The organism is Chromohalobacter sp. HP20-39, assembly GCF_033052815.1.
Taxonomy (GTDB): Bacteria; Pseudomonadota; Gammaproteobacteria; order Pseudomonadales; family Halomonadaceae; genus Chromohalobacter.
This window is the reverse complement of record NZ_JAWHTP010000001.1, coordinates 723,143-745,209: the sequence shown is the minus strand read 5'-3', so window position 1 is coordinate 745,209 and position 22,067 is coordinate 723,143. Positions and strand designations below refer to the sequence as shown.

Genomic DNA, 22,067 nt, shown 5'->3' with positions numbered 1-22,067 from the left:
CAGGAAGCTCATCTTGGCCAAGATCATTGTAGTGACCTCCGGCAAGGGCGGAGTTGGCAAGACGACCAGCGCCGCGGCCATTGCCACGGGCTTGGCGTTGCGTGGCAACAAGACCGTGGTGATCGATTTCGACGTGGGCTTGCGTAACCTTGACCTGATTATGGGGTGCGAGCGTCGCGTGGTGTACGACCTGATCAACGTCATCCAGGGAGAGGCTGGCCTCAACCAGGCGCTGATTCGTGACAAGCGGACCGAAAACCTGCATATCCTGCCGGCCTCTCAGACACGCGATAAGGAGGCATTGACTCCTGAAGGCGTGGAGAAAGTGCTCGAGACGCTGTCCCAAGAGTACGACTTCATCGTCTGCGATTCGCCGGCGGGCATCGAACATGGCGCGCAGTTGGCGATGTATTTCGCCGACGAGGCCATCGTGGTGACCAATCCCGAAGTGTCGTCGGTACGCGATTCCGACCGCATCCTGGGGTTGCTGGCATCCAAGACACGTCGCGCCGAGCGCAGCGAGCCGCCGGTCAGGGAGCACCTGCTGATTACGCGTTACGATCCCAATCGCGTCACCTCGGGCGACATGCTGACGCTCGAGGACGTGCGCGAGATACTGGCCATCAATCTGGTGGGGTTGATCCCCGAGTCGGAAGCGGTGCTGCGTGCCTCGAATCAGGGCGTGCCGGTCGTGCACGACATGGATAGCGACGCCGGCCAAGCTTACGCGGATACCGTTTCGCGCCTGCTCGGCGAGGACGTACCGCTACGTTTTCATGAGTACCAGAAGAAGGGACTGCTCTCCCGTATGTTCGGAGGAGGTCGCCGGTGAAATTACTCGAATTTCTCAAGCGTGAACGCAAGAAGTCGGCGTCGGTGGCCAAGGAGCGCCTACAGATCATCGTGGCGCACCAGCGTGGCGAGCGCGACCAGCCTGACTACATGCCGATGCTGCAGCAAGAGTTGCTCGAGGTGATCAGGCGTTACGTGCAGGTCGACCAGGATGCGATCAACATCAGTCTAGACAGCGACAATGACTGCTCGATACTCGAGCTCAACGTCACCTTGCCACGTGATGAGCAGGGACGCCCAAGCTGAGTCGATGAGCAGGGTGTGCTAGGCTGAGCGCTTTTGGCAGTGGGGAGACTGCGGCCATGGCGCAGGGCAAGAGCGAACCGACCTTTCTTTGGCATGATTATGAAACTTTCGGTGCCGATCCTCGGCGCGACCGCCCAGCGCAGTTCGCCGCGATCCGCACCGATCTCGATTTCAATCCGATCGGCGAGCCGCTGACGTTCTATTGCAAGCCGGCGGATGATTTCCTGCCGCACCCCCAGGCCTGTCTGATCACTGGCATCACCCCTCAAGCCGCGCGCCGTCGAGGTCTCGCCGAGATCGAGTTCGCCGCGCGCATTCATGCCGAAATGAGCGTTCCCGGGACCTGTTCGCTGGGTTACAACACGCTGCGCTTCGACGACGAGGTCAGTCGCCATCTCTTCTACCGTAACTTCATCGATCCGTATTCCCGCGAGTGGCAGAACGGCAATTCGCGCTGGGACTTGATCGATGTGGTGCGTACGTACCATGCCCTGCGTCCGGAAGGCATTGAGTGGCCGATGCGCGAGGACGGTGCGCCGAGCTTCCGTCTCGAGGATTTGACCGCCGCCAACGGCATCGAGCACGCCGGCGCCCACGACGCGCTGGCGGATGTGCGGGCGACCATCGACCTGGCGCGCCTGCTCAAGTCGCGCAATCCTCAACTGTTCGAGTATCTGCTCAAACTGCGCGACAAGCGCACGGTCGCCAAGATGCTGGACATCCAGGCACGCAAGCCGATGCTGCATGTCTCCCGGCGTTATCCTGCCAGTCGAGGGTGTAGCGCTCTGGTGGTGCCGCTGGCCGAGCACCCGAGTAATCCCAATGGGGTGATCGTCTATGATTTGTCGGTGGACCCGGCGCCCTTACTCTCATTGAGCGCCGCGCAGATTCGCGAGCGGGTATTCGCCAGTGCCGATGAGCTGGCCGAGGGCGAAGCGCGCATCCCGCTCAAGGTGATTCAAATCAATAAGAGTCCGGTGATCATGCCGACCACCTCGCTCAAGGACACCAGTGGTCCTCGTCAGGGCGAATATGGCGACATCGTGGCTCGGCTGGGGCTGGACATGGACGCCTGCCGGGGGCACTGGAAGCAGCTTCAGGCCGCACCGGATGTGGCGGCCAAGGCCGCCGAGGTATTTGCCGATGGTCCCGGAGCGCCGCCCAGCGACCCGGACCTGATGCTGTATTCGGGAGGCTTCTTCTCACCGGCGGATCGTCGTGAAATGCAGCGTGCCCGAGAAATGGCACCCTGGGACCTGGCCGATGCGCGTTTCGCCTTTCAGGATCCGCGCCTGGAGGAAATGCTGTTCCGTCTGCGGGCGCGCAATTATCCCGATACGCTGAGTGGCGACGAACAGGCGCAGTGGGAAACCTATCGTTGGGCGCGCATGAACGATGCCCAGGTGTCGAGTCTGACGCTGACGGGGTTTGCGCGCGAGATCGAACGGCTCAACCAGGCCTCGCTGGATGCCGAACAGCGCCAGGTGCTCGAGGAACTGGTCATGCACGTCGAAGCGATGATGCCGCCGCAGGCGTTCGATTGACGCGCGACATGTGCTGACCAGACATCAAACGCCCGGGCCATGAGCCCGGGCGTTTTGCATGATGGATGCCGTTGGCGACCGTGTTCAGTCGTGGGCGGGGAGCGGCTGGAAGTCGCGGGTCAGTGCCATGACATTGCTGGGCTGAGTATGCGCGTCGTAGCTGACCGTGAGTGGTCGTGTGTGCCGTAGCGCGCGCCATGCCTGGCGGATTGTCGAGGCATCTACGGCTTCGACACGGTCTGCCAGTTTTTCGCGACGTGAAAAGTTCGGCTCGGCATAGGCCAACGTCTGCCAGTGTCGATTGGTCAGCTCGCCAAGGCTGTTGGCGCGCTCCCTGAGTTGACTGCTGACCGCGTCGCGATAAGGCGCCAGGTCGCTATCGTCGAGTGCCTTAATGCGTGTGTCGAAGTCCTCCAGAAATGCATCCATGCGCGCGGCGATACGCTTTCTTGGGGTATCCGGGGATTGCACCAGCATCGCCAAGCCTGGCGCATCGAGCACGGGCGAATAGCCGGCCGTGACGATATAGCCGAGCTGCTCCTGGGTGCGTAGTTGGTTGTAGAACGGTGATTCGAGCATTTTGCCGAGCACGGCAAGATGCGCCTGGCTGTCGAGGCTACGATCCGGGCCTTGCAGATAGCGTAATACGGCAGCGTCGTTGCGGGTGCTGCGTGGATGCAACGTCGGCGGGGTTTCGGGGATCGCCAACGGTGACAGGGTGGGAATATCCGAAGCCTGAAGACGAGGCTTTAGCGCATTGGCCACCTGCAATCCTTCGCGGCGGGCCAGGTCGGCATCCAAGTTGCCCACCGCCATGGCTTGCAGATAGAGATCTCCGAGGAAGGCGTCGCGATAGTCGCGCAGGTCATCGACGCTCAACGTATTCAGCGCCTCGAGCATCGAGGATGTCGTCCACTGGGGACGCATCAGCGACTCGCTGAGCGTACGATACATCTGCTGATGCAGCGGTGCCTGGGGCGCATTTTGCCATTGCTGCGAGAGCCGGTACTTGACGCGCGCGAAGCTGGCTTTACTGATGTCGCCTTCCTTGAGGCGCTCGACGACACTGTTCATCAGGCGTATCTGGCGATCGCGCCAACCCGAGAAGGTGAGCGTGATGCCACGGGCATGGGCGTAGGCATCGAAGGATTGTCCGGCCAGCCGGGCTGGATAGAAGCGCTCGTTGAGGCTGTCGGTGACCCAGCCGGCGAGCAGGCGCGTCAAGGCGGCATTGCTAGCGCTGTCGGAGGCATCGGGATTCTGCAGGCTGAAGCGCCACTCCACGCGGGGCGTGCCGAAGCGGTCGTTGGCGAGGTGCCAGAGCTCGACGCTGGGGGCCTCGACGATGGCCTGGGGTTCATCGCCACTAACGTCGAGAACCTCCAGGTCGCGTGCAATGAAGGGGTTGTGCGGTGGCAAGCCGAGGTCGTCGAGGGGCGCGGCGTCCGGCCATGTCGAGAGTCGTGTCAGCGTGTAGGGCGTGTCGAAATAGGGCGAAGTGGTGTCGCCGTCGATGTCCGGGCCGCTGTAGACGCGCAACAGATGCGCCGGCGTCATGTTGGCTAGATAATCACGAATACGCGCAGCATCGAATCCGTCCATGCGGTATGGCGCGTATTGCACATCCTTGAGCGGATAATCGGCCAGGTTCATGGCCAGTTGGCTGGCCTGATCGATGGGCTCCCCGGGTTGCTGAAAGCGAAACGCCTGTTGGTTGAGGCGAGCCTGCTCAGCGTAGCGCCACTGCTGCAGCCCGTCCTTACGAATCCGCGCTATCTGATCGAATAAGCTGGCCTGAATACGATCGATATGTTGTGCGCCTTCCGGTGTGAGGCTGACCGAGACGGCGAAGAGCGCATGTTGGCCATCGCCGTTCATGGTGCCTGCCGAGAGGCCGTCGGCCCATCCCTTGTGCCGTAATGCCGCCAGCAGGCTGCCTTCGCCTTCATGGCCCAGCAGGTTGGCGAGATAGTCGGCTGGCTTGGTGCGATAGTCGCCTTGAGGGTCGGGAATCGGAAACAGGAAGCGCACCTGCTTGTCCTGCGACAGACTCTTGACCTGCAGGCGTGCGGGCAACTCGTCGTCGGTCACCAGGGGCGTATCGATCTCGGGGCGCGACAGGTTGCGGTCGGGGATCTCGGCGAAACGATCACGAACCAGGGTCTCCAGCTTATCGAGCGGTTGGGGCCCGATGACGGCCAGATGCATGACGTTGGCGCCGTAATGTGCCTTGTAGAAATCGACCAGTCGATCGCGAAGTGACGCGGTGTCATCGCCTTGGAGTGTCTCCAGGCTGCCGACCGAGAAACGGGTCATGGGGTGCTCGGGGTTGAGCGCCTGATTGATGGCCTCCTGGAGGCGTCGGCTGTCGTCACGCAGGCGCGCTTGATACTCCGAGTGGACGGCGTTGCGTTCACGGTCGACGTACTCGGGATTGAAGCGGGGGGCGATGAAGAAACGACTGAAGCGATCCAGGGCCTCGGGCAGTGCTCGTGGCTCGATGTCGAAGAAGTAGTTGGTATTGCGCGAGGCGGTGAAGGCGTTGTGATCGCCGCCGTGCGCGGAAATGAAGTTCTGGTAGGCGTCGGCTTTCGGATAACGGTCGGTGCCCAGGAACAGCATGTGTTCGAGGAAGTGCGCCAAGCCGGGCGTGGCGTCGGGATCGTTGGCACTACCGACGTCCACGTTCATGGCGGCGGCGGCCTTGTCGGCCTGCGGGTCGCTGACCAGCAAGACCTCGAGACCGTTGTCGAGCGTCAGGGCGCGGTAGTTGCGCGTATCGTTGGGACTGACGGTCGGCTTGACGACCTCGGTCACCGGGTCGCTGGCGCGTGCCGTCTGGTAACCAGCGACGAGAATGATGAGCGCGCCGAGCAGCCAACGGCTTACAAGGGGGAGGGATGAAAACACGGTGAAGACTCCTCGTTAGTGATCCCAGTAGGTCATCGGGCCGGTGGGATGTCCGCAGGCCCAGTCCTGGTGTGTTGGATCGTTGACACGTCTTGATACAGGAAAAGCGCCCAACAGTTCCAAGGGAGCAGGGGTCAGCATCTCGTGGGCACGTTCGCTCGAGGTGGTTGGCGCCAGCCACTGGTAGGCATCGTCGGCCTCGATGACGGCCGGAAAACGGTCGCTGAGTGGTGCCAGCAGCGGATTGCTGGGCACCGTGATCAAGGCCGTGGAGTCGTTGTACTCGGTCAGCGTGGTGTGGTAGCGACACCAGACCCCGGCCAGCAGCAGCGGCGCTCGGTCGACGCGCGTGATCAGAAACGGCTGCTTCATGCGTGGTTGGGGCTTCCAGACATAGACACCGTCGACCGGGATCAGACAGCGTCGTGCCTGGAAAGCCTCGCGAAACATAGGACGTTCCTCGAGCGATTCGGCGCGAGCGCAATGTGGGGCGTGGTCCAGCACCTTGAGCCAGGGCGGCGTCAACCCCCAGAATGCCGTGACCCAATACGCCTCGCCCTCGCTCTGACGAATGATCGAGATCGGACGGCGCGGCGCCAGGTTGGGACCGACGATCGGTTGGCTGTCCTGGCGCAGCGCGTCGAGCGGCGGCGTTGTCCAGGGCTTGATGTAAAGACGGCCAGCCATGCTCTCTCCTCGCGATCCGACGCGCCAGGGTAAGCCAAGCTGGCGGGTGCTTACCAGCGCTGCTGTTGATTTATCGCAGGGGTTGAGACTTGCGTTTGCGTGCGTTCCCGATATGCTGGGGGAAACGCTGTTCGACCACGCGCGGTTCGGGCTCTTGCGCTCGCTAAGTGCAAAGTAGCGAGAGTCAAGTGCCGCGCATGCTCATCACGAGGAATCCGATGGCTCGTCCCAGACAGCATGCACCCGAGGTGCTGCATGGCCAGGTCATGGCGGCATGTGACGCCTGGCTACGCGAAAATCCCGTGCATACGCTGTCGTTGCGCTCTCTGGCGCGCGAAGTGGGATGCGCGCCCAGCACGCTGCTCAAACTCTATGGCAGTTTTGGCAATCTGCTGCAATACGTCAACGTCGAGACGCTGGGGCGTCTGCGGGCGGCAGTGGAGGGGCTCGAAGGGGCCGAACCAGAACCGCGTCTCAAGGCGCTGGCGACGGCCTACTGGATGTTTGCGCAGCATGAGCCCTATCGCTGGCAGATGTTGTTCGATTATCCGCTGGCCCAGGAAGGCGAGTTGGACCAACGTCAGAACGACATGATCGAAGGCCTATTCGTTCGCGTTGAAGCGTCGCTTACCGAGTACCAACCGCTGATGGGCGAGGTCGAGGCACGTCGTATGGCGCGCACCCTGTGGGGCAGCGTGCATGGCCTGGTCCAGTTAGGACTCAATGAGCGCCTGGGCGTCTGGCAGGGCCAATCACTGGAAGTTACCGAGTTGCTCGATCAATTGCTTAATACAACGCTGATGGGGCTCAAGTACGGTCCGAGAGAGTCGTGATCCCTCGCTTGCTTACCCAGCGTCGATTCGCTCCCTTCTTCTGGACACAGGCCTTGGGCGCGTTCAACGACAACGTGTTCAAGAATGTCCTGCTGCTGCTGCTGACCTTCGTCGCCGTGCCTCGCTATGGCTGGGACACGGGACTGCTCAACAATCTTGCGGCGGCGCTTTTCATCCTACCCTTCCTGCTATTTTCGGCATGGGGCGGCTTGCTCGCCGACCGTCTCGACAAGCGCCGCCTGGTCAGGCATCTCAAGGTTCTGGAACTCGTGACCATGAGCATGGCGGCCGCTGCCGTCTGGTACGAAGCCTATGCTGTGCTGCTGGCACTGTTGTTCATGATGGGCACCCAGTCGGCGCTTTTCGGGCCGGTGAAGTACGCTATCCTGCCGCAACACCTGTCGCCGACCGAACTCGTCAAAGGCAATGCCTGGATCAGTCTGGGCACTTTTCTTTCGATCCTGCTGGGAACGCTTCTGGCTGGCCTGCTGGCGTCGCTGGACGGTGTCTGGTCGCGGGGCAGTATCGCCGCGACCCTGGTGGCGCTGGCACTTTTGGGGCTCGTCGCCAGCCTATGGGTACCCAGTGCACCGCCTAGCCAGGCGGGCACTACACAGTGGCGGCCTTGGCGGGGCGGACGTGAAGTGATGCGCGATGCCTGGCGTCAACCACGGGTATTCCGTGCCTTGCTGGGCATCAGCCTGTTCTGGTTCCTGGGGGCCTGCTATCTGACCCAACTGCCAGCCTGGACGCGTGATGTCGTGCATGGCGACGAGGCTGTAGTCAGTGCCTTATTGGGCGCGTTCGCGCTGGGCGTCGGCGCGGGGGCGCTGCTGTGCGCAAGGTTGTCGGCGGGGCGCCTGGAAGTCGGGTTGATTCCAGCCGGCGCCATGCTCTTCGGTTTGGCGGGTCTCGACCTGGGGCTGAGTCAGCCGCTGACGGGTAGTCAGTCGGGGTTGGCGGCATTGAGTCTGTCACCGGGGTTCTGGCGCCAGGCACTGGATTTTGCGGTGATCGGTCTGGGCGGCGGCTTGTACATCGTGCCCTTGTACACGCTGATTCAGCTCGAAAGCGGTGACGACAACCGCGCCCGCATGATCGCCGCCAACAATATCCTCAATGCGCTATTCATGGTGCTGGCGGCGGTCTTCGGCATCGTCGTGCTGAGTGCCCTCGATGCTTCGCTCAACACTTTCATGCTGGCCTTGTCTGTGGTCTCGCTGACGCTGGCGGCGGTCATCTTGTGCCTGGTACCGCGCCCGGTGCTACGGCTATCGATCTTCGTGCTGATTCGCGTGCTGTACCGGCTGCGTTTTCGTGGCCGCCAATCGGTACCCGCACGCGGCGCGGCATTGGTGGTGTGCAATCACGTTAGCTTTATGGATGCCTTGATTCTGGGAGGGGGATGTCCGCGCCCACTGCGTTTCCTGATGGACCGGCCTATTTACGAGTCCCGGTGGCTGAATTGGTTTTTCCGCATCGCCGGCGCAATCCCGGTAGATTCTGAACGCTGCGACCCTGGTGGTGTGCGGCGTGCCCTGGATGAAGTAAGCCACGCCCTGCGTCAGGGCGAGGTGGTGATGCTATTTCCCGAGGGACGCTTGACGCCCGATGGCGGTGTGCACCGATTCCGGCGTGGCGTGGACATCATCCTGGCGCGGGACCCGGTGCCGGTGGTGCCTGCCGGGCTGGCCGGCCTGTGGGGATCGTGGACGTCGAATCGTGGCGGCAAAGCGTTGACCAAATGGCCGCGGCGTTTTCGGGCTCGGGTGGCGCTGCATTTCGGCGACCCCATTCCGGTGGGCGAGGCCAAACGTGCCGACATGGAGCGTCGTGTGGTCGAGCTCAAGCGCAAGGCCGAAGCCGAGATCGGCGTGACTGAGGATTAAACCAGCGATCGGGCGCGGCGCGCCGACTGCCAGCAGCGTGCCGAAGTGATCAGGTTATCCTTGATCTGGAGGATTTCCATGCGGATCGCCCCCAACTGCAGGCAGGCGGGTGCGTCGGGGAAGGCTTCCAGGTGCTCGAGGATCAAGCCGTTGAGCGTCTTGGGGCCGTCGGTAGGTAACTGCCAGGCGAGTACTTTGTTGATGTCGCGGATGTTGGTAGTGCCCTCGATGATATAGCTGCCGTCTTCCTGAGGGTGAATCTCGCGGTGCGTGGCCGCTTCGTCGGTGGTGAACTCGCCGACGATCTCTTCGAGGATGTCTTCCAGTGTCGCCAACCCTTCCACATCGCCGTATTCGTCGACCACGATGCCGATACGACGCTTCTGTTTCTGGAAATTGAGTAGCTGGGTGTGCAGCGGCGTCGACTCCGGGATGAAGTAGGGTTCGCGGGCTTCCTGGACGATGGCGGCCTTGGTCACTTCGGGCTTCGAGAGAAAGCGCGCGGCATTGCGTAGGTGCAGGATGCCGATGATGTTATTGATATCGCCTTTGTAGACGGGCACTCGCGTGTGCTGACTGGAGCGGATCTGGGCGAGAATGGCCTCGAGGTCGTCGTCGAGGTCGATGCCGGCGATTTCCTGGCGCGGTACCATGATGTCGTTGACGGTCACGTTTTCCAAGTCGAGGATCGACAGCAGCATGGACTGGTGACGCCGGGGAATCATGGTGCCGGCTTCGTGAACGACCGTGCGTAGCTCGTCGCGGGTTAGATTGTCGGCGCCACCGTCGATGTCGCGGATACCCATCAAGCGAAGTAGGCCATTGGAGATCGCATTGACGAGCCACACCAGTGGGTAGAAGAGCTTGAGCAGGGGCTCGAGCGCCATGGAGGCCGGGTAGGCGACGCGTTCGGGCTTGACCGCGGCGAACGTCTTGGGCGTGACCTCGGCGAAGATCAGAATCACGATGGTCAGCACGGCGGTGGAAATGGCTGGCCCCGAGACGTCTCCGAAGAAGTGGATGGCGATGATCGTGGCGATGGAGGCAGCGAGATTGTTGACGAAGTTATTGCCGATGAGAATGACGCCAATCAGCCGGTCGGGGCGGCTCAGCAGCCGCATCACGCGCTTGGCGGTGCGCTCTCCGCTATTGGCCTGGTGAGACAGGCGATAGCGGTTGATCGACATCATTCCGGTTTCCGAGCTGGAGAAGAAGGCGGATAGGCAAATGAGCACGAACAGCAGCGTTAGCAGCAGCCCTAAGGGTATGTCATCGCTCAAGGTGGAGAGGTCCTCGCTGAAAAGCCAACATCGTTTGTAGGGTTTCCCCTTGGAAGTGTCAAGTTGCCGCGTGTCCGCCTAGATATCGTGAAAGATAAGCTGTAGCGCGACCTTGGTACCGAAGTAGCCGAGTACCAGCAACAGGCAGCCGCCCAAGGTCCAGCGCATTGCGCGCGCGCCGCGCCAGCCTAGCCAGTGCCGGCCGATAAGTAGCCCCGTGAAGATCAGCCAGGCGGCGAGGGAGAATACCGTCTTGTGGACGAGATGCTGGGCGAAAAGGTTGTCGATGAAGATGAAACCACTGACGATGGCTGCCGTGAGTAATAGCAGACCGGCGCCGATGAGTTCGAACAGCAAGCGCTCCATGCTCGTGAGCGGTGGCAGCACCTGAATGATGCCGCGTGTATGACGGCGTTTGAGGGCGTGGTTCTGAAACGTTACCAACACGGCCTGTACGGCCGCGATGCTGAGCAGTGCCGAGGCCACGCTGGAGGTCACGATGTGAAAGACGATGCCGGCTGAGACGTTGGACTCGACCATGCGGCTCGGATAAAGCATGAGTGCAATCAGCGTCAAAGCGGCCAATGGGAAGAGGCCGACACCGGCATTCAGCAATGGTTTGATCAGACTGACCGCGATCAACAGGGCGGCAATCAACCAGCTAAAGAGTGAGGCGCTTTCGAAAAGCCCTAGATGCAGGCCATGGCCGAGAAACACACTGTGCGCCACGACCACAGTGTGGGCGCTGACTGCGAGTAAGCCCAGCGAACGCACCAAGGTCGTTCTGGTTGGGACACGCCTGGCAAGTGCCAGCGCCTGCCAGGCGCCCGCAGCGAGGTAACAGACAATGGCGAGAATCGCAAAAGGCAGCGCCTGCATCGGTGGCCAATCCCTGCGCCGGTCGGCGTCGAAGAAAGTGAAGCGTCAATATCACGTGAGCCTGTCACGCGGACTCGGGAGCGTTACTATAGCGAATCCCCGCGCCGTAGCGAATCCCCCCATCGCTCGCGCTGTGCAACGAGTGCATGGAGAGAGTCGCCACGAACGCGTATAATCGATGTTCCATGCCTAGGCAATTCCTGCCGGAGAGCGCCATGTTTGAAAGTTTGACCGATCGCCTGTCGGGCACACTGAAGTCGATCACCGGTCAGGCAAAGCTGACCGAGGACAACATCAAGGACACGCTGCGCGAGGTGCGCCGTGCACTACTGGAGGCCGACGTGGCGCTGCCGGTAGTCAAGGCGTTCGTCGAGCGGGTGCGCGAGCGCGCCGTGGGACAAGAAGTCTCGCGCAGCCTGTCGCCGGGGCAGCAGTTCGTCAAGATCGTCCAGCAGGAGCTGGAAGCGATCATGGGCGAGGCCAACGAGGCGCTGTCGCTCAAGAGCACGCCCTCGGTGGTCCTGATGGCCGGCCTGCAGGGTGCGGGTAAAACGACCTCGGTCGCCAAGTTGGCGCGCTTCCTGCGCGAGCGGGAAAAGAAAAAAGTGCTGGTGGTTTCCGCCGACGTCTATCGTCCGGCCGCCATTGACCAGCTTGAGACGTTGGCCAACGAGGTAGAGGTCGACTTCTTTCCCTCGACCAGTGCCCAGCAGCCGGTGGACATCGCCCAGGCGGCGATCAAGCATGCCAAGATCCAGTTCCATGACGTAGTGATCGTGGATACCGCCGGTCGACTGTCTGTCGATCAGGCGATGATGGAAGAAATCCAGGCCTTGCATGGGGCGGTGTCGCCGGATGAGACGCTGTTCGTGGTCGATGCCATGACCGGCCAGGATGCCGCTAATACCGCGCAGGCTTTCCATGAAGCGTTGCCGCTGACCGGGGTGATCCTCACCAAGGCGGATGGTGACGCCCGTGGCGGGGCGGCGCTCTCGGTGCGCCATGTCACTGGCAAACCGATCAAGTTCATGGGCATGGGCGAGAAAGTCGATGCCCTCGAGCCGTTTCACCCGGATCGTGTCGCTTCGCGGATTCTAGGCATGGGCGACATGCTATCGCTCATCGAGGAAGCCGAGCGCAGTGTCGACCAGGGCAAGGCGGAGAAACTGGCCAAGAAGGTCAAGAAAGGCAACGGTTTCGATCTCGAGGACTTCCGCGAACAGCTCCAGCAGCTCAAGAAGATGGGCGGCATGGGTGGCTTGATGGGCAAACTGCCCGGCATGGGGCAGATGGCCGAGGCCGCTCAGGGACCGGGTGCCGAGAAGGAACTGGGCAAACTCGAGTCGCTGATCAACTCGATGACCCCGAAGGAGCGTCGCAAGCCGGAAATCATCAGCGGATCGCGCAAGCGTCGTATCGCAGCGGGTGCCGGATTACAGGTGCCCGATCTCAATCGTCTGCTCAAGCAGCACAAGCAAATGCAGAAGATGATGAAAAAGGCCGGCAAGAAAGGCGGCATGCAGAAAATGATGCGCGACATGGGCGGTGGCATGGGGGGTCCTGGTGGCCCTGGCATGGGCGGCTCTGGCATGGGCGGTGGTCGCGGTGGCGGCTTCCCGCGCCGTTGATAACGTCTTTCCTTGTCAAGGAAAAAGGTTTCCAATACGTGCCTTTTTCCGTAGAATGCTGCGTCTTCGCAGGTGGGTGTTGCCCGCCGCGACAGTCCGTGGCGTAACGTAAAACTTCAACCGTAGGATTATAGCGCATGGTTACCATCCGTTTGGCCCGTGGTGGCGCCAAGAAGCGTCCCTTTTATCACCTCACCGTCAGCGACTCGCGTAAGTCTCGCGACGGTCGTTTCATCGAGCGTATCGGCTTCTTCAACCCGGTGGCCCGTGGTCAGGAAGAGCGCCTGCGCGTCGATCTCGAGCGTGCCGAGCATTGGCAGGGTCTGGGTGCCCAGCTCTCCGATCGCGTCGCCGAGTTGCTGAAAGAAGCACGCAAGCAGCAAGCGTGAGTGGAATGCCCGCTATGTCGTATGAGAACGGTCGCGCCGATGCGGCGCAAGGCGACGAGCACGTGGTGCTTGGCCGCCTGACCAGTCCCTACGGCGTAAAAGGGTGGTTGAAGGTGTATTCGTACACCAGCCCCATCGAGGGCATCTTCGAGCATGCCGAATGGGTGTTGTCACTGCGCGGCGAGCACCTCGCGTGCAAGCTGAACCAGGGACGCCCCCAGGGCAAAGGGCTGGTCGCCAGCCTGGAAGGCATCTCGAGCCGCGAACTGGCCGAACGTTGGGCTGGCGCGGACATTCTCCTGCCCAAGCAGGCATTGCCGGCGCTCGCGCCGGGCGATTATTACTGGTACCAGCTCGAAGGCCTGCAGGTCGAGACGCTGTCCGGTGAATGCCTGGGGCAAGTGAATTATCTCTTCGAGACGGGCGCCAACGATGTGTTGGTGATCCAGCCGAATGCGGCGAGTCTCGATGATCGGGAGCGGCTGTTGCCGTTTCTGCCCGATGGCGTGATCCGCGAGGTGGATCTCGAAGCCGGGCGTATGACAGTAGATTGGGATCCCGAATTCTGACGCCGTTCAAAGGTGTCGCTGGCCGAGTGATGAAGCCGTGTGGATTGGTGTTGTCTCCCTGTTCCCGGAGATGTTCGAGGCCATCACCCGTTACGGCGTAACGGGACGTGCCGTCGACCAGGGATTGCTAGCGGTGGATTTCTGGAACCCCCGGGACTACGCCACGGATAAGCACCGCACGGTGGATGACCGGCCTTATGGCGGTGGCCCCGGCATGCTGATGAAGGTCGACACGCTGCGACCTGCTATTGCCGAGGCGCGCCGTGACGCCGAACACCGTGGCTGTGAACCGGCGCGTACGCGCGTGGTCTACCTGTCGCCCCAAGGGCGGCGGCTCGACCAGCGTGGCGTGCAGGAACTGGCTGAGTTGGACGCTCTAATCGTCGTCGCCGGTCGTTACGAGGGTATTGACGAGCGAGTGGTCGAGGCCGATATCGACGAAGAATGGTCGATCGGCGATTATGTGCTCAGCGGCGGTGAATTGCCGGCCATGGTGATGGTCGATGCCGTGTCTCGTTTGGTGCCAGGGGTACTTGGCCATGGCGATTCGGCACTTGAGGATTCCTTTAGCGAGGGGCTTCTGGATTGCCCGCATTACACGCGTCCCGAGGTGATCGATGGGCGCCGTGTGCCGGACATCCTGCTTAGTGGCAATCACGCGGCGATTCGTCGCTGGCGACTGAAGCAGTCCCTCGGGCGCACCTGGCTCAGGCGGCCGGACCTTCTCGAAGGTCGCGCTCTGGACCGCGAGCAGCAGCAGTTGCTTGACGAGTTCATCGCGGAAGATGTCGCAAGCCAGCACGTCGGTAGGACGGAGGAGCGACGGACGCTCGATGAATGAGCGCCGCGCGTCACCCACAACGTCGATTCCCGCGTTTCGCGACGCCGGGATCACGACCGACTCTCGAGCCATGAAGAAGAGGCGGTCATCCAAATATCAAGGAGTTTAGTCATGAGCAGCAAGAACAAGGTGATCCAGGCGCTCGAAACCGAGCAGATGAGCAAGAACGTTCCGGAATTCTCGCCAGGTGACACCGTGACCGTTCAGGTCAAGGTTGTGGAAGGCAACCGTGAGCGTCTGCAGGCCTTCGAAGGCGTTGTGATCGGCAAGCGCAACCGCGGGCTCAACTCCGCGTTCACCGTGCGCAAGATTTCCCACGGTGTCGGCGTCGAGCGTACTTTCCAGACGTACAGCCCGCTGGTTGACTCCATTGCGGTCAAGCGTCGCGGTGACGTGCGTCAGGCCAAGCTGTACTACCTCCGCGAGCGTAGCGGCAAGTCTGCTCGCATCAAGGAAAAGCTGACTCGTTAAGCGGCTTGCGGCGTCGTCGAGACGTCATGAGCGCTTCCTTTGAGGAGCGCTCGACGAGAACCCCGCGGGCCATTGGCTCGCGGGGTTTTTGCATATGGGGTGAGCGAAGGCGACGCGTGGAGGGCAGAGTCGGTGGATGATCTTGGGTGGCGTGACGCGTTTCTCGATGGGCTCTGGCTGGAGCGCGGACTCAGCCAGCATACACTGGATGCCTATCGTCGCGATCTGGACGCCTGGCTGGCGCATCTCACGTCGCGCAGCGAGCGTCTACTGGCTCCCGGGGAGGACGCCTTGGAGACGTTTCTGACGGCGCGTCGCGAGCACTACCATCCCCGCTCGGTCGCGCGTCTGTTATCTTGTCTGCGGCGTTTTTACCGTTGGGCGCTGGCCGAAGGGCATATCACCCATGACCCCCTGGCCGAAGCGCGTGCTCCCAAAGCCGTCGCCAAATTGCCCAACACTCTGGATGAAGCCGAGGTCGAGCGTCTGCTCGAGGCGCCTGACTTGGATACGCCGCTAGGACTGCGCGATCGCACCATGCTCGAAGTGTTATATGGATGCGGCCTGCGCGTCTCCGAACTGGTCGGTTTGGCGGTGGATGCGGTCAACTTGCGCCAGGGTGTGTTGCGGGTGCTCGGCAAGGGCGATAAAGAGCGCCTGGTGCCGCTAGGTGAGGAGGCCGCCGTGTGGCTCGAGCGCTATCTACGCCAGGGGCGTGGAGCGCTGATGTACGACCCGACGCGTCCCCCCTTGTTTCCCGGACGCCATGATGGGTTCATGACCCGCCAGACGTTCTGGCATCGTATCAAGCGACATGCCGTGGTGGCCGGTATCGACAAGCCTCTCTCGCCGCACACGCTGCGCCATGCATTCGCGACGCACTTGTTGAATCATGGGGCCAATCTGCGTGTCGTACAGATGTTGCTGGGTCATAGTGACCTGTCGACCACGCAAATCTATACCCAGGTGGCACAGGCGCGTCTGGAAGCGCTGCATGCCCAACATCATCCTAGAGGTTGACCAATGTCTAGAGCCGTATTGTCGGTCATGGGAGGCGCTCTGGTCCTCCTGGCCGCACCACTAAGCTTTGCCGCGCCGCCTGAAGGGCTGGCCGACAATCTTACCCACAATGGGCAGCCGTTGCCGGTGGCGTCGATCCAGGAATCACCGCTACCGGGGCTCTATGAAGTCCGCCTCAAAGGCGGCGACACGTTCTATACGGACGCCGATGGGGAATACCTGGTGGTAGGCGACCTGTATCGCAACCGCGATGGGCAGATGGTCAACTTGACCGAGCGTGCTGCCAACGAACGCCGCCAGGCGCGTCTCGCTGACATTCCCGAGGAGGAACGCGTCATCTACAAACCCGCCGGCGAGGTCAAGGCGCGTATCACCGTTTTTACCGATACCTCGTGCCCTTATTGCCAAAAATTGCATAAGGAAGTTCCCCGTCTCAATCGGATGGGAATCGAGGTAGACTATCTGGCCTTTCCACGTGCGGGTGTCGACTCCAAGGCGGCGCGTGTGATGAGCCAAGTATGGTGCGCAGACAATGCCTCTGCGGCGCTCACCGCCGCGATGCGCGGAGATGCCCCGGATAGTACGGCGCAGTGCAAGTCCTTGGTGGCCGAGCAACATGCTCTGGGGATTGAGCTAGGCATTCGAGGCACGCCCGCCATCATGCTGCCGGATGGCCGTATGGTGTCGGGATACGTGCCGGCCGAGCGGCTGGCGTCGATGCTTGGCATCGAAAAATGACCGGCCGACGATAATACGATGGCCTTCGGCGCCAGGCGCTGGAGGCTCGCAGGACACATACACTGAGCAAGAGGAGCGTGACGTTGAAACCGGTGAGAGTAGGTATCTGTGGGCTAGGGACCGTGGGTGGCGGTACCTTCAATGTGTTGACGCGCAATGCGGACGATATCGCCCGTCGCGCCAGTCGGCCGATTATCGTCGAGCAAGTCGGTACGCGTCGCGATAACCCGCAATGCGAAACCGCCGGGGTCAAGGTCACCCGTGATGTCTTCGAGGTGGCACGCAATCCCGATATCGATGTGCTGGTCGAACTGATCGGCGGCTATGACGTGGCCCGTGAGCTGGTGATGACCGCCATCGAGAACGGCAAGCATGTGGTCACCGCCAACAAGGCGCTGATCGCCGTGCACGGCAACGAGATCTTCCAGGCCGCGCATGAGAAGGGCGTGATCGTGGCCTTCGAGGCGGCCGTGGCCGGCGGTATCCCGGTGATCAAATCGCTGCGTGAAGGCCTGGGGGCCAACCGCATTCAATGGCTTGCCGGCATCATCAACGGCACCGGCAACTACATTCTGACTCACATGCGCGACGAAGGCCGTGCCTTCGACGACGTGCTCGCCGAGGCGCAGGCACTGGGATATGCCGAAGCCGACCCGACCTTCGATGTCGAAGGCATCGACGCCGCGCACAAGCTGACCATTCTGGCGTCGATCGCCTTCGGTGTGCCGCTGCAGTTCGATAAGGCCTACACGGAGGGCATCTCGCGGGTCACGGCCGATGATGTCGAACAGGCCGATCAACTGGGCTACATCATCAAGCACCTGGGAATTTCCAAGCGCACCGAAAAGGGTCTCGAACTTCGCGTGCATCCGACATTGATCCCCAAGGAGCGCCTGCTGGCCAGCGTGCATGGCGTGAAGAACGCCATCGCCGTGATGGGCGATGCCGTGGGCCCGACGCTTTATTATGGCGCCGGCGCAGGGGCCGAACCCACGGCCTCGGCAGTGGTCGCCGACTTGCTCGACGTGGCGCGCGATATCACCACCGAGCATCATTATCGTGTGCCGTATCTCGCCTTCAGCGGCATCGACGAGGCTGACGGCTCGCTGCCGATCCTGCCCATGGAGGATATCGTCACTGCCTACTACCTGCGTCTGCTGGCGGTGGACCGTCCGGGCGTGCTGGCGCGGGTGGCGACGATCCTCTCCGAGCAGGGGATTTCCATCGAGGCGATCATCCAGAAGGAAGCCACCGAAGGCGAGCTGGTGCCCATCATCCTGATGACGCATCGCACTCGCGAGCAGCACATGAACGAAGTGATTCGTCAGCTCGAATCGCTGGCCGATATCGCCGGTCCGGTGACCCGGATTCGTGTCGAAGCCCTCGACGAGCAAGAATAAACCAGGACGGAAGAGGGAAGGGACAAGAAGTAAGACGTAAGAGAGAAAAGCGGCCTTTCAGGTTCTCGCTATGGGGTCTCTTCGTTCTTCCAGCTTCCAGCGGCGAAGCCGCGCTCTTCCTTCTAGCGAGGAAACCGAGCAATGCGCTATATCAGTACGCGCGGCCAGGCGCCGGCGCTGAGTTTCGAAGAAGTAGTGTTGACCGGGATGGCCAGCGATGGCGGTCTCTACGTGCCGGAGACGATTCCCACGCTCTCGACGGAGGATCTCGAGGCGATGGCGGGGCTGTCCTATGCCGAGATCGCGTTTCGCGTGATGAAGCCCTTCGTCGGCGGCGAGATCGACGACGAGACCTTCCGAGGCCTGGTCACGGATGCCTATGCCTCCTTTAGTCACGAGGCAGTGGTGCCGCTCAACCAGCTCGCCAGCAACCACTTCCTGCTCGAGCTGTTCCACGGCCCGACGCTGGCGTTCAAGGATGTTGCCTTGCAGTTGCTGGGGCGCATCCTCGATCACTTCCTGGCCAAGCGGGGCGAGCGTGCGGTGATCATGGGCGCGACATCCGGGGATACCGGGTCGGCGGCGATCGAAGGCTGTCGGCATTGCGACAACCTCGACATCTTCATCCTGCACCCGCACAACCGTGTATCCGAGGTACAGCGTCGACAGATGACCTCGGTGCTGGCTGACAACGTCTTCAACATCGCCATCGAGGGCGATTTCGACGATGCCCAGGCGATGGTCAAGGCAAGCTTCGCCGATCAAGCGTTCCTGAATGGCACGCGCCTGGTGGCGGTCAACTCCATCAACTGGGCGCGCATCATGGCGCAGGTGGTCTATTACGTGGCCTCTGCGGTAGCCTTGGGCGCGCCGCAACGCGAGGTAAGCTTCTGCGTGCCCTCGGCCAACTTCGGCAATGTCTTCGCCGGCTACGTGGCCTATCGTATGGGACTGCCGGTCAAGCAGTTCGTCGTAGCGACCAATGCCAACGATATCCTGCATCGCACCTTGGCCGACAACGACTTCTCCAAGCAGGCGCTCAAGGCGACCCTGGCACCGTCGATGGATATCGTGGTGTCGTCGAACTTCGAACGCTTGCTGTTCGAGGCTTACGAGCGCGATGGCGACGCCGTGCGCGATCTGCTCGAGCGCTTCCAGCACGAGCCGGCGGTGCTCGCCGAGGCGCCACTGGCACGGCTACGCGAGAAATTCGTCAGCCACAGCGTGGATGACGACACCATCCTCGAGGTGATTCGCGAAGCGCATGGGCGTACCAAGGAGTTGCTCGATCCGCATACCGCGACGGGGTATCGCGCTGCCGAGCGTGTTCGTGCGGATGTCTCTACACCGATGATCACCCTGGCGACCGCGCATCCGGCCAAGTTCGCCGATGCGGTGCTCCAGGCGGGCTTCGAGGGCGTGCCGCTGCCCGCTCACATGGCCGACTTGCTCGAGCGTGAAGAACGCTACACCGTACTGCCGGCCGAGCTCGAGGCCGTGCAGGCCTTCGTCGCCGAACAGCGCCGTTGATGTCCTGGGGCGTCGTGGTGCCCCGCGACGCCTCGGTTTGCCATCCCGCCGTCCCCGAGGAGTCATTCGTGTCAGTCGCCGAGCATGATCCGCAACGCCTGCTGAATCGCCGTATCCTGTCTCGCCCGCGCGATGAGAACGTCTACCGCCGCGCACAGTCGGCCGGGCTTAGCGAACTGCAGGCACGGATACTCGCCGGGCGTCTGCATGACTACACCGACGATGTCACATCGCTGATCGACCCCAGCCTGCGTTATCTGGCGCATCCCGAGCGTCTGCAGGACGCACGCCGTGCCGCGGAAAGGGTCGCCCTGGCGGTGGCTGAGGGCGAGCATATCGGCATCTTGACCGATTATGACGTCGACGGTATCACCTCACACGTCGTTATTCTGCGGACCCTGAACGAGCTGTTCGGTGTGCCGATGCATAAGCTGCACAGCTTGATCGGCCATCGTATCTTCGATGGCTATGGGATCAGTTTGCCGCTGGTGGAGCGCACCCTGGCGTTGTCGCCACGCCCCAGTCTGGTGATCACGGCCGACTGCGGTAGTTCCGACGAGCCGCGTATCGCGCGTCTGCGTGAGGCTGGGCTCGATGTCGTGGTCACCGACCATCATGCCTTGCCCACGGCGGGACCGCCGGCGTCTGCCTATGCCACCGTCAATCCGACGCGCAGCGATTGCGATTACCCGGATCCCACTATCGCCGGTTGCATGGTGGCGTGGCTGACCATGTCACTGACGCGCTCGGTACTCATCGAGCAGGGCGTGGCCTCGCCCTCGACCCCGAAATTGTCGCCGTGGCTGTCCTACGTGGCGTTGGGCACCGTGGCGGATTGCGTCTCGCTGGGGGCGAGCCCTGCCAACCGCGCGGTGGTCAGCCATGGACTGACGCTGATCAACCGCATGGGTGCCGCCTGCTGGCGGGTCATGGCCGAGCGACTGGGGGACGACAGCGTGCCCTTCGATGCCGAAACCCTGGCCTTTCAGATGGGGCCGCGGATCAACGCGCGCTCGCGTCTCGACGACCCCTATGCGGCGCTGCATTTCATGCTCGCCGCCGACGACGCCTCGGCGCGGCGTCATCTCGAGGTGCTGGATACCGACAATCAGTCGCGCAAGGCGATCGAGGCGGATATGGTCGAGAGCGCCCGTGCATTGGCGCTCGACGCGCTGGCCGAGGGGGCATCGGCTATCGTGGTCTTCCTCGAGGATGGGCATGCCGGTGTGCAGGGCATCGTCGCCTCGCGGCTGGTGCAGTCCTTCGGGCGTCCCACGCTAGTGCTTACACCGGCCGCTGCGCCGGGCATGCTGACCGGCTCGGGACGTTCCATCGAAGGGCTGCACCTGCGCGATGCATTGCAGCGTGCGCATGAACTGGCCCCCGAGACGTTGCCGCGTTTCGGGGGCCACCGGGGGGCGGCGGGCATTGGCGTACCCCGCGAGCGTCTGGCGGAATTTCGCGATGCCTTTCTCACGGCGGTCGAGGAACAACTCGGTGACCGAGAACTTTTTCCTTACGTGCTGACCGACGGTGCCTTGACGCCCGAGCAGCTGTCGCTGGCGGCGGTGGATGAGCTGGCGCGCCTGGCGCCCTACGGTCGCGAGTTCGACGCCCCGCTTTTCGACGGCGAGTTTCGCATCGAGCAGCTACGCCCGGTGGGGGCCGAGGGCAACCATCTGATGCTCGAACTCTCGTGCGGTGCGGTGAGCCTCAAGGCGATCTGGTTTCGCGCCCTGACGCCCGGCGAGCTGCCGCCGTTCGGGCTCGGCGACCGTCTGCGCTGTGCCTACAAGCTATCGCGCAATCGCTGGCGGGGGCGTGAGTCGTTGCAGTTGATGGTCGAGCACGCCGAACCTGTTGAATAAAAGAGGGAAAAGCCGCGCAGCGGCGCTCTTCCAGCTTGATTAGTAATTCGGCCAGACGCCGGGCGTGGCCAGTTCCAGCAGATGACCGTCCGGGTCGCGGAAGTAGAGGCTTTCACCGCCTTTCGGCCAGTGGGTCCGGCCTTCGATGGGAATGTCGTGTGCGGCGAGCTGGGCTTCCCAGTCATGCAATGCGTCGCGGGTGATGGCCAGCGCCAGATGCACGCGCCCGGTGCCGTCGTGGGGCGGTATGGTGCCCATGCCGTGCGGCAGGTTAACGGTTTCCTGGGTGCTGCCTTGTTGAAACAGCAGCAACACGCTGCCCGGCCCGGCCTCGTACGCGGTGAAGCGATGATCGGCGGTGAAGGCCGACAGCGTCATCACGCTCTCGAAGAAGGCCCGGGCGCGGGCCATGTCGGTGACGTAGAGGGCGGTTTCGAGAACGCCTTGGATGCGTGGCATATCACTCCCCGTTTACCGCGACGCGATGGCCCCA

20 protein-coding genes are annotated in these 22,067 nt (G+C 62.3%); 15 read left to right on the top strand and 5 right to left on the bottom strand.

Annotated elements, in window-relative coordinates:
* The first annotated feature begins 13 nt into the window (after positions 1-13).
* The 3 genes from minD to sbcB are packed head-to-tail and all read left to right on the top strand — an operon-like array spanning position 14 to position 2,642.
* A complete protein-coding gene (minD, locus tag RVY79_RS03485) occupies positions 14-832 on the top strand; it encodes a septum site-determining protein MinD (RefSeq protein ID WP_040243132.1) in 819 nt (272 codons plus the stop codon).
* Positions 829-1,098, top strand: coding sequence for a cell division topological specificity factor MinE (minE, locus tag RVY79_RS03480; protein WP_246976983.1), 270 nt, complete (start codon positions 829-831; stop codon positions 1,096-1,098). Before minD ends, minE begins: the two co-directional genes overlap by 4 nt.
* Before the next feature lie 56 nt (positions 1,099-1,154).
* Entirely contained in the window at positions 1,155-2,642 is a 1,488-nt protein-coding gene (gene sbcB, locus RVY79_RS03475) for an exodeoxyribonuclease I (protein WP_317462623.1), read from the top strand.
* Between the two features lie 84 nt (positions 2,643-2,726).
* Here the strand turns inward: sbcB and RVY79_RS03470 are convergent, their stop codons facing one another.
* Positions 2,727-5,552, bottom strand: a complete 2,826-nt coding sequence (locus RVY79_RS03470; RefSeq protein ID WP_317462622.1) for an insulinase family protein — start codon at positions 5,550-5,552, stop codon at positions 2,727-2,729.
* A gap of 15 nt (positions 5,553-5,567) precedes the next feature.
* Positions 5,568-6,239 carry an SOS response-associated peptidase gene (locus RVY79_RS03465; protein WP_317462621.1) on the bottom strand — a complete coding sequence of 224 codons (672 nt, stop codon included), beginning with the start codon at positions 6,237-6,239 and terminating at the stop codon, positions 5,568-5,570.
* A gap of 218 nt (positions 6,240-6,457) precedes the next feature.
* On the opposite strand from RVY79_RS03465, the gene RVY79_RS03460 reads away from it, so the two are divergent.
* Entirely contained in the window at positions 6,458-7,072 is a 615-nt protein-coding gene (locus RVY79_RS03460) for a TetR-like C-terminal domain-containing protein (protein WP_317462620.1), read from the top strand.
* Positions 7,069-8,961 carry an MFS transporter gene (locus tag RVY79_RS03455; protein WP_317462619.1) on the top strand — a complete coding sequence of 631 codons (1,893 nt, stop codon included), beginning with the start codon at positions 7,069-7,071 and terminating at the stop codon, positions 8,959-8,961. Before RVY79_RS03460 ends, RVY79_RS03455 begins: the two co-directional genes overlap by 4 nt.
* On the opposite strand, the gene RVY79_RS03450 is transcribed toward RVY79_RS03455, so the two are convergent.
* Both RVY79_RS03450 and RVY79_RS03445 read right to left on the bottom strand, forming a co-directional pair.
* Positions 8,958-10,241, bottom strand: coding sequence for an HlyC/CorC family transporter (locus tag RVY79_RS03450; RefSeq protein ID WP_317462618.1), 1,284 nt, complete (start codon positions 10,239-10,241; stop codon positions 8,958-8,960). The genes RVY79_RS03455 and RVY79_RS03450 overlap by 4 nt on opposite strands.
* A gap of 78 nt (positions 10,242-10,319) precedes the next feature.
* Positions 10,320-11,120, bottom strand: coding sequence for an inner membrane protein YpjD (locus RVY79_RS03445; protein WP_317462617.1), 801 nt, complete (start codon positions 11,118-11,120; stop codon positions 10,320-10,322).
* Between the two features lie 215 nt (positions 11,121-11,335).
* Between RVY79_RS03445 and ffh the strand changes: the two genes are divergently transcribed.
* The 10 genes from ffh to RVY79_RS03395 all read left to right on the top strand — a co-directional run bounded on the left by ffh (position 11,336) and on the right by RVY79_RS03395 (position 21,574).
* Positions 11,336-12,748, top strand: a complete 1,413-nt coding sequence (ffh, locus tag RVY79_RS03440; protein ID WP_317462616.1) for a signal recognition particle protein — start codon at positions 11,336-11,338, stop codon at positions 12,746-12,748.
* Between the two features lie 137 nt (positions 12,749-12,885).
* Positions 12,886-13,137 carry a 30S ribosomal protein S16 gene (gene rpsP, locus RVY79_RS03435; protein WP_075367760.1) on the top strand — a complete coding sequence of 84 codons (252 nt, stop codon included), beginning with the start codon at positions 12,886-12,888 and terminating at the stop codon, positions 13,135-13,137.
* 14 nt (positions 13,138-13,151) lie between these two features.
* Complete coding sequence (gene rimM / locus RVY79_RS03430; RefSeq protein WP_317462615.1) at positions 13,152-13,706, top strand: ribosome maturation factor RimM; 555 nt, start codon at positions 13,152-13,154, stop codon at positions 13,704-13,706.
* A 37-nt stretch (positions 13,707-13,743) separates the two neighbouring features.
* Positions 13,744-14,547 carry a tRNA (guanosine(37)-N1)-methyltransferase TrmD gene (trmD, locus tag RVY79_RS03425; protein ID WP_317462614.1) on the top strand — a complete coding sequence of 268 codons (804 nt, stop codon included), beginning with the start codon at positions 13,744-13,746 and terminating at the stop codon, positions 14,545-14,547.
* Positions 14,548-14,658: 111 nt separating this feature from the next.
* On the top strand, positions 14,659-15,018 hold the full coding sequence (gene rplS, locus RVY79_RS03420) for a 50S ribosomal protein L19 (RefSeq protein ID WP_317462613.1): 360 nt from the start codon (positions 14,659-14,661) through the stop codon (positions 15,016-15,018).
* A gap of 132 nt (positions 15,019-15,150) precedes the next feature.
* Positions 15,151-16,038: a site-specific tyrosine recombinase XerD gene (gene xerD, locus RVY79_RS03415; RefSeq protein ID WP_317462612.1), complete on the top strand. Its 888-nt coding sequence runs from the start codon at positions 15,151-15,153 to the stop codon at positions 16,036-16,038.
* A 3-nt stretch (positions 16,039-16,041) separates the two neighbouring features.
* A complete protein-coding gene (locus RVY79_RS03410; RefSeq protein ID WP_317462611.1) occupies positions 16,042-16,776 on the top strand; it encodes a DsbC family protein in 735 nt (244 codons plus the stop codon).
* Positions 16,777-16,859: 83 nt separating this feature from the next.
* The gene (locus tag RVY79_RS03405) at positions 16,860-18,176 is read left to right on the top strand and encodes a homoserine dehydrogenase (protein WP_317462610.1); all 1,317 of its coding nucleotides are present in this window, start codon (positions 16,860-16,862) and stop codon (positions 18,174-18,176) included.
* 141 nt (positions 18,177-18,317) lie between these two features.
* Positions 18,318-19,706, top strand: coding sequence for a threonine synthase (gene thrC, locus RVY79_RS03400; protein WP_317462609.1), 1,389 nt, complete (start codon positions 18,318-18,320; stop codon positions 19,704-19,706).
* A 68-nt stretch (positions 19,707-19,774) separates the two neighbouring features.
* Entirely contained in the window at positions 19,775-21,574 is a 1,800-nt protein-coding gene (locus tag RVY79_RS03395) for a single-stranded-DNA-specific exonuclease RecJ (RefSeq protein ID WP_317462608.1), read from the top strand.
* Between the two features lie 39 nt (positions 21,575-21,613).
* Here the strand turns inward: RVY79_RS03395 and RVY79_RS03390 are convergent, their stop codons facing one another.
* Positions 21,614-22,033: a VOC family protein gene (locus RVY79_RS03390; RefSeq protein ID WP_317462607.1), complete on the bottom strand. Its 420-nt coding sequence runs from the start codon at positions 22,031-22,033 to the stop codon at positions 21,614-21,616.
* Positions 22,034-22,067: the final 34 nt, after the last annotated feature.